The organism is Sphingomonas bacterium (assembly GCF_903643065.1).
Taxonomy (GTDB): Bacteria; Pseudomonadota; Alphaproteobacteria; order Sphingomonadales; family Sphingomonadaceae; genus Sphingomonas.
Map to the genome: position 1 here is coordinate 1 of NZ_CAHJWX010000090.1, position 7062 is coordinate 7062.

Below are 7062 nucleotides of genomic sequence, written 5' to 3' on the forward strand. Positions count from 1 at the left end.
CAGGTCGCTCATCCGGGGGTCTCCTCACGGAGCCTGAATCAGATCGCGGCACTCACATCAATGGGTCCTGACCCTAGAAGCGCAGGGTCGCGCCGCCGCCGACGCGGTAGCTTCGTTGCGTGCCACCGGTCGCATCCGCGTTCAGCTGCAATCGGCTGCCGAGGTTCACCCGCAGCCCGAGGCCGGCATCGGCCCGATCCTGCGCCAGGCCCGGATTGCTGATCGCGATCGTGACGGCATCGGTTTGGCCATCCGCGACGATCGCGGTCTGGCCGTTGCCGAACTCGTGGATGTACCCGCCCTTCACATAGGCGGTGACGTTCGGGCTGAGCGAATAGCCCAGCTTGCCGTCCAGCTTCGCGACCGTCAGATCGTGGGTCGTGCGGCGCACGTTCCACAGATCGAGACCATCGGCCGATCCCGTCTCGGCGAAGCCGCGCAGCGTCTGGTGGACGCCCAGGACCTCTGCCGAGCCGTCGAACGACGCTCGTCTCGCCTGCCGCTGATAGTCGAACCCGCCGCCATAGGTGACGATGAACGAACGGACGCCGCCAAAGCGCGCGGTCCCGTTGATGACCCCCCGCGTGCCGTGCGAGTCATCATCGCCGTAGACGCCGCGAGCCACCAGGCGAAGCGCCTGATCGGCGGTGACGGGGACCGAAACGCCGACCCCGAACTGATTCCCGTCGGTGCTCGCGGCGACGAAGTCGCCACGGTCGCCGCCCGTCGAGCGGGTATAGGAGATGCTGGCGCGCGCGAAGCTCAGATCGCCGGCGAAGCCGACCTGGAACGCGGTGTTGTTGAAGCGGTTGACCGAATAGCCGTCCGCCCGGCGTCCATCGAGCCGGTCGTGGTGGATCGCGCCGGTCGCGACGATCCGGCCGGACGCCAGGTGGTCATAGTCACTTAGGACGGGCAGGTTCTCCAGGAGCGATGCGCGACCCTCGTCGAGGATGCCCGCATAGCCGTCCGGCGAATAGCGCTTCAGCAGGTCGCTCACCGATTGCCCGGACGCCAGCACCGCGACCGCCGCGCCGATCAGGTTCCCGCCGCGATACTGGGCGACGCCGCCCGGCGTGGTGATCCGCGTGGCGGCCACCGCCGCCGCGCCGACCGGGTTGACTGCCACCGCCGCCGCGAAAGCGTCGGGCGTGTAGCTGCCCAGGCCGTACACCGTGCCGTTCGAGACGTTGAACAACAGGTTCTGCGCGAAGCCGGCCTTGGTGATCGAGCCGAACGCGCCGGTCACGTGACCCGGTGCGAAGCGGAACAGCTGGATGCCCTGGCCCAGCGGCAGCTCATAGGCCGAGGCCGGCTGCGACTTCTGGATCGCGAGCGTCGAACCGGGTTGCAGCGTGAGCGTCCCGTTGACGATGACCAAGTCGTTGCCCCCGGCCACGCCGGGACCGTTCGCGCCGTCGATCTGCATCGCCGCCACCGATTGGCTGGCATAGGTCAGGTTGGTGACGGTGATGATGCCGGGCGAGTTGCCCGGTGCCACCGTGCCCGCGGCGGTGCCGCCGACCACGACATTGCCCATCACCGTGCCGTTGCCGGTCAGCGCGCCGCCGTTGGTGACGATCGTCGTGTTGCTGTTGAGCGTGCCGAGGACCGCGTTCGGCTGACCGATGTCGATCCCGTTGCCGAGGTGGAGGAGCGATCCGTCGATCATCGTCGTCGTGGCCGTCGCGGTGCCCTGCAGGTTCAGCGCGGCATCGCTGAGCGTCAGCGTCTGCGTCGAGATGGCGCTCGATGCACCGATGTCCAGCTTGCTGCCCGGCTGCACGGCGAAGTTGCCGGCCGTGACGTTGCCCGCGCCGTCGAGCGCGAAGCTGCCCGACGCGAACTTCACGGCGCCGGTGCCGGTGACCGTCCCGGTGAACGCGCCGCCGGTCGCCAGCGTCAGGGTGTTGACGCCGATGGCCAGGGTGCCCGTGCCGGTCAGGTCATGGATCGTCTGGTCCGCCTGCAGCGTCAGCGTGCCCGCGGTCGAAAGGCCGACCGACAGCGCATGATCGAGCGCGCCGGCCTTCTGCACCGTCACGCCACCCTGGTAGATGGCGAGCGACACCGGCGCGACGCTGTCGTCGCCGCCCGCCAGCGTCAGCGTCCCGGTGCCGAGCTTGACGACGCTGCCGCCGGCGATGCCGCCGGCATAGGTGCCGTTGCTCGACTGGTTGATAACATACTGGCTGGCATTGGCGAGGACGATCGTCCCGCCGGCGCCCGACAGCGCACCCGAGCTCAACCCCGCACTGGCGACCAGCCTGCCTCCATCCTGCTGGAGCATGCCGTCCACGATCAGCGGATCGGCGCTGGTCAGCGTCCCGCTGTTCACCAGGCTCCCCACCTGCACCGCGCCGCCGGTGGCGAGCGTCAGCGTGCCGCTGTTGGCGACGGCCCCGGTCACCGCGAACGGCGACGAAGCGCTCAGCATGCCAGCATTGTCGAGCGAGCCGAGCTTCGTGCCCGAACCACCCAGCGTGGCGGTGGCGCCCCGCGCGTTGGCGAACGGCCCGTCCACCAGCAGCTTCCCCGACGAGGCGAGCGTGCCGCCGTTGGCCAGGCTCGCCACGTGCGTGATCGAGCCATCGGCGAGCGTCAGCGTGCCCGTGCTAGTCAGCTTTCCCCCGACCGTGAGCGAACCGGCGACCGTCATCTCGTGGCCGTTGACGACGTCGCCGCCGATCCGGGCCGTCGAGCGGACGAATGCCGTGCCCGCGTTCGAGACGTTGCCGGTGACGACCAGCGCGGCGTTCAGCGTCGCCGTCCCCGTGTTGGCGAGGCTGGCGACGCGGTAATCGGCGTTGCCGATCAGCGTGCCCGCGTTGGTCACGGCGCGGACCACGTCCGCCGTGCCGACGACGAGGGTGCCCGGCTGGCCGACCGTCACGTCGAGCGTGTCCGCGAACGTGCCGCCGCCCGTGGTGTCGAGCGTCCCGGCGTCGACCGTCAGACCGCCGGTGAAGCTGCTCGCGCCAGTCAGCTGCAGTGATCCGATCCCCGCCTTGATCAGCTTGCCCGCGCCGGTGAAAATGCCGGCATAGCTGCTGTCGCCCGACTGATCGATGACCAGCGTGCCGGCGACCGTGCCGTCGGCACCGCCCAGCTTCACCTCGCCCGCACCGCCCGCGAAGGTCGCGGTGTGGATGCTGCGGGTGGTGGAACCATCGCCCACCACCGTCAGGATGCCGTTGCTGACGACGCTGCCGCTGGTGAGGTCGCCGGCGAGCAGGATCGTGCCGTCGCTCGCGAGGCTGGCGATCGACTGGTCGGCATCCAGCGCCAGCGTGGCGGAGCTGGCGATCCCCACCACCAGCGTCCGGCCGAGCGCCCGTGCCTGCTGCACCGCCACGCCGCCGGCCAGCACCGCCAGCGACGACGGGGACACGCTGTCGCGGTCACCCGTCAGGGTCAGCGTGGCGGCGCCGGTCTTGACGACCTGGCCGGTGCCGGTGATGCGGCCGGCATAGCTGCCGTCCTCGCCCTGATCGACCGTGTAGCGGCTCGCGCCGTTCAGCACGATCGCGCCACCCGCGCCCGACAGCGAGCCGGAGCGGACGTCGGCGTTCGCGACCAGCGATCCCGCGTCCTGGCGGTACGGGCCGGCGATCGCGAGGACGTCGCCGGTCACGATGCCGCCGGTATTCACTAGGCTGCCAAAGGCGGGCGCCGACCCGGCGTTCAGGGTCATCGTGCCACTATTGGCGACCGCGCCCACCACGGCGAGCGGCGCGTCGGCGGTCAAAATGCCGGCGTTGGTGATGCTGGCGAAGCGGGTGGCGCCGCCGGCGATCAGGGTTACCGCCCCGGTCCGCGCGTTGCCGACCGCCCCGTCCACGAGCAACGTGCCCGCGGCCGTCAGCGTGCCGCTGTTCGCGAGCGCGCCGACCATGTGCGTGGCCGACCCGGCCGCCAGCGTCAGCTGGCCGCTGTTGGTCGACGCACCGCCGACGAAGACCTGGCCCGAGGCCTCGGCCGTGGCGCCGTTGGCGAAGCTGCCGGCGATCTGCGTGGTCGGGCCATCGAGGTTCATCGTCGCGCCGTTGGCGACATCGCCCTTCACCGTCAGCGCCGAGCCGCTCTGGAAGGTGCCGCCATTGGTGATGTTGCCGCCGATCTGGGCGAACGGGCCGGCCAGGACGAGGCCACCCTGATTGGCGACGTTGCCGGTCGAGACGAACGCGCCGTTCAGCGTCGCCGCCCCGCGATTGGCCAGGCTCGCCACGCCGTAATCGGCATTGGCGATCAGGGTGCCGGCGTTGGTCACGTCGTGCACGGCGTCGATCGTGCCGACGACGAGCGTCGCGTCGCGCGCGATGCCGATGTCCAGGCTGTCGGCCAGGGTGCCGCCGCCCGTAGTGTCGAGGGTTCCGCCCGCGACCGTCAGGCCACCGGTGAAGTCGCTCGCGCCCGTCAGCGTGAGCGTGCCCGCACCAGCCTTGGTCAGGGCGCCCGCGCCCGTCACCGTGCCGGCAAAGGTCGACGCCGCCGACTGATCGACCGTGAGCGCGACGCCGGCGAGGTCCACCACGCCGCCCGCGCCGCCGCTGAAGCCCAGGCCATGCACCGCGCGGCTCGCGCCCGTCACGCTCAGCCGGCCGTCGTTCGTGACGATGCCGCTGGTCGTCAGGTCAGCGGCGAGCGTCACCGTGCCGCTATTGGCGAGCGATGCGATCGCCTGGTCCGCCGACAGGGTGAGCGTGCCGGCCGGCCGGACGGTCAGCGTCAGCGTCGAACTCAGGACCCCCGTCGATTGCGCGGTCACGCCGCCGGCAAGCACGGTGAGCGTCGCCGGGGCGAAGCTGCCCGCCGCGCCGACGAGCGTCAGCGTCGCGTCGCCGGCCTTGGCGACGGCGCCATCCCCAGACACCTTGCCGGCGAAAATGCCGTCCGCCGTCTGCATGATGTCAAAGCGGGAGCCGTTCGCCAGCGCGACGGCGCCGCCCAGGCCCGAGAAGCTGCCCGTCGTCAGACCGGTGTTGCCGAACAGCGTGCCCGCGTTCTGGACATAGGCACCCGTCACGGTCAGCGCCGCGTTGGCGGTGATCGTGCCGGCGTTGGTCAGGCTGCCGAAGCTGGGCGACGACGACGCGTCCAGCGTAACGTTGCCGCTCGCCTGATTGTCGACCAGGCCAGCCACCGTCAGCGAGCCGGAGGCGCGGACGATGCCCGCGTTCGACAGCCCGCCACCGATCGCGACGACCGCGCCATCCGTCAGCACGAGCCGCGCGTTGGCGGCGTTGGTCACGTCCCCGATGGTGGACAGGCCGGCATTGATCGTCGCCAGGCCCGTGTTGGACAGCGTCCCCATGCCGAGCGCGGCGTTGGCGATCAGCGTGCCGGCGTTCCGGATCGATCCGACCGTGTCCGCCGTCCCGACCCGGAAGGTCGCGCCCTGGCCGACGCTCACCGCCAGCGTATCGGCCAGCGTGCCGCCGCCGGTGGTGTCGAGCGTGCCGGCATCGATCGCCAGCGCGCCGGTGAAGCTGCTGGCGCCCGTGAGCGTGAGGGATCCCGTCCCCGTCTTGGTCAGCGATCCGGCGCCGCTGAACGTACCGGCATAGGTTGATGCCCCCGACTGGACGATCACCAGCGTGTTTGCGGTCGTGCCCCCCACGCCGCCCAGATTGACGACGCCCGTGGCTTGACCGTTGAAGCCCGCCGTGCGGATCGTCCGCGTCGTGGCGGTCTCCTGGTTGTTGGCGATCAGGCCGATCACGTCGAGTTCGCCGCTGTTGGTGACGGTGCCGATCGTCGTAAGGTCGGCGGCCTGCATCCAGGTCCCGGCGTTGTCGACCGCCCCGGCGGTCGTCGCGGCGAACTGCCGAAGCATGCCGCCCGATGCGTTCGCGATCGTCTCGCCGACGGTGGTGGTGCCGAAGAGCGCGAGCACCCCCGTATTGACAATCGACCCCGCCTTCAGGGTCGAGCCGAACGCGGTGAGGCCGTTGTTGCTGATCGCGTCCGCGCTCACCGCGCCGGCGGCCAGCAGGCTGCCGGCGGCGCCGATCCGCGCGATCGTCAGCTTCTCGGCCGCCCCCAGCTGCAGCGTGCCGCCGTTGACCGTGACGAAGCCGCCGGCCGTGGCGTTCATCAGCCGCCCGATCTGCGCGCCGTTGACGGTCGACAGCGTCCCCGCGTTCAGCGTCAGGCCGTTCAGGCTGTTCTGCGCCGGCATCAGCAGCGTGCCGGTGAAGCCGGCATCGCCGACGGCCAGCGTCCCGCCGGTGACGGCGCCGGCGAGCGCCGCGTCATAGGCGGTGACCTCCCCGGCGTTGCGATAGACGGCGATCCGGCCGACCTTGCCGGCGAGATCGATCGCGTTCTGCAGCGTGACGGTGCCGGTGGCATCGGTCGCATCGGACCCGAAGAGGAGCGTCGACCCGACCGGCACGAAGCCGCCCGCGCCCCAGACCAGCGGCGCCCCGGTGCCGCCATTCAGCGCGCCGAAATTCAGCACGAGGTTGGACGCGGTGCCGGCGAACCCGCCGCTGCCGGCGAAATACACATTGGTCGGGCCGGTGCCGATCGCGCGCGTGATCGTGCCGCCCGACAGCAGCACGCCCGCGGTCGACAGCGACAGGTTGGCGCCGATCGTGCCGCTGCCGCTGAACGCGATCTGGCTGTACGGGTTGATGCCCGTGCCGTCCTGCGCCTCCAGCGTCGCGCCGCCGATGTTGGTCGCGCCGGTATAGGTGTTCGTGCCGAACAGCTGGACCGTGCCGCCGCCGCCGATGTTGAGTTGCGCGCCCTGCCCGGCCGCGATCGAGCCGGGGATGCTCGCCGAACTGTCGTCGGCGATCGAATCGTAAAAGGTGATCGTGCTGCCGACGCCGGGCGACAGGTTGACGTGCGAGCCCGTCATCATGAACAGGTCGTTGCCCGCCGCGGAACCCGCCGCGCCGCCGTTGCTGCTGGATCCCGCCAGCGCGCTGTTGTTCTGGAACACCGCGTTGCCGTTGATCGTCAGCGTGCCGCCGTTGCGCACGAAGAGCGCGCCACCATAGCCGGAGCCACCCTGGCCGCTCTGCCCGGCGGACGAGCCGGTGCCCGCGCCAA

General features: G+C 70.9%; 1 protein-coding gene. It reads right to left on the minus strand.

What is annotated here, in order from left to right; all coding sequences use genetic code 11:
• Nucleotides 1–73 precede the first annotated feature (73 nt).
• Nucleotides 74–6991, minus strand: a complete 6918-nt coding sequence (locus HUU95_RS04745; RefSeq protein WP_217429773.1) for an autotransporter-associated beta strand repeat-containing protein — start codon at nt 6989–6991, stop codon at nt 74–76.
• Nucleotides 6992–7062: the final 71 nt, after the last annotated feature.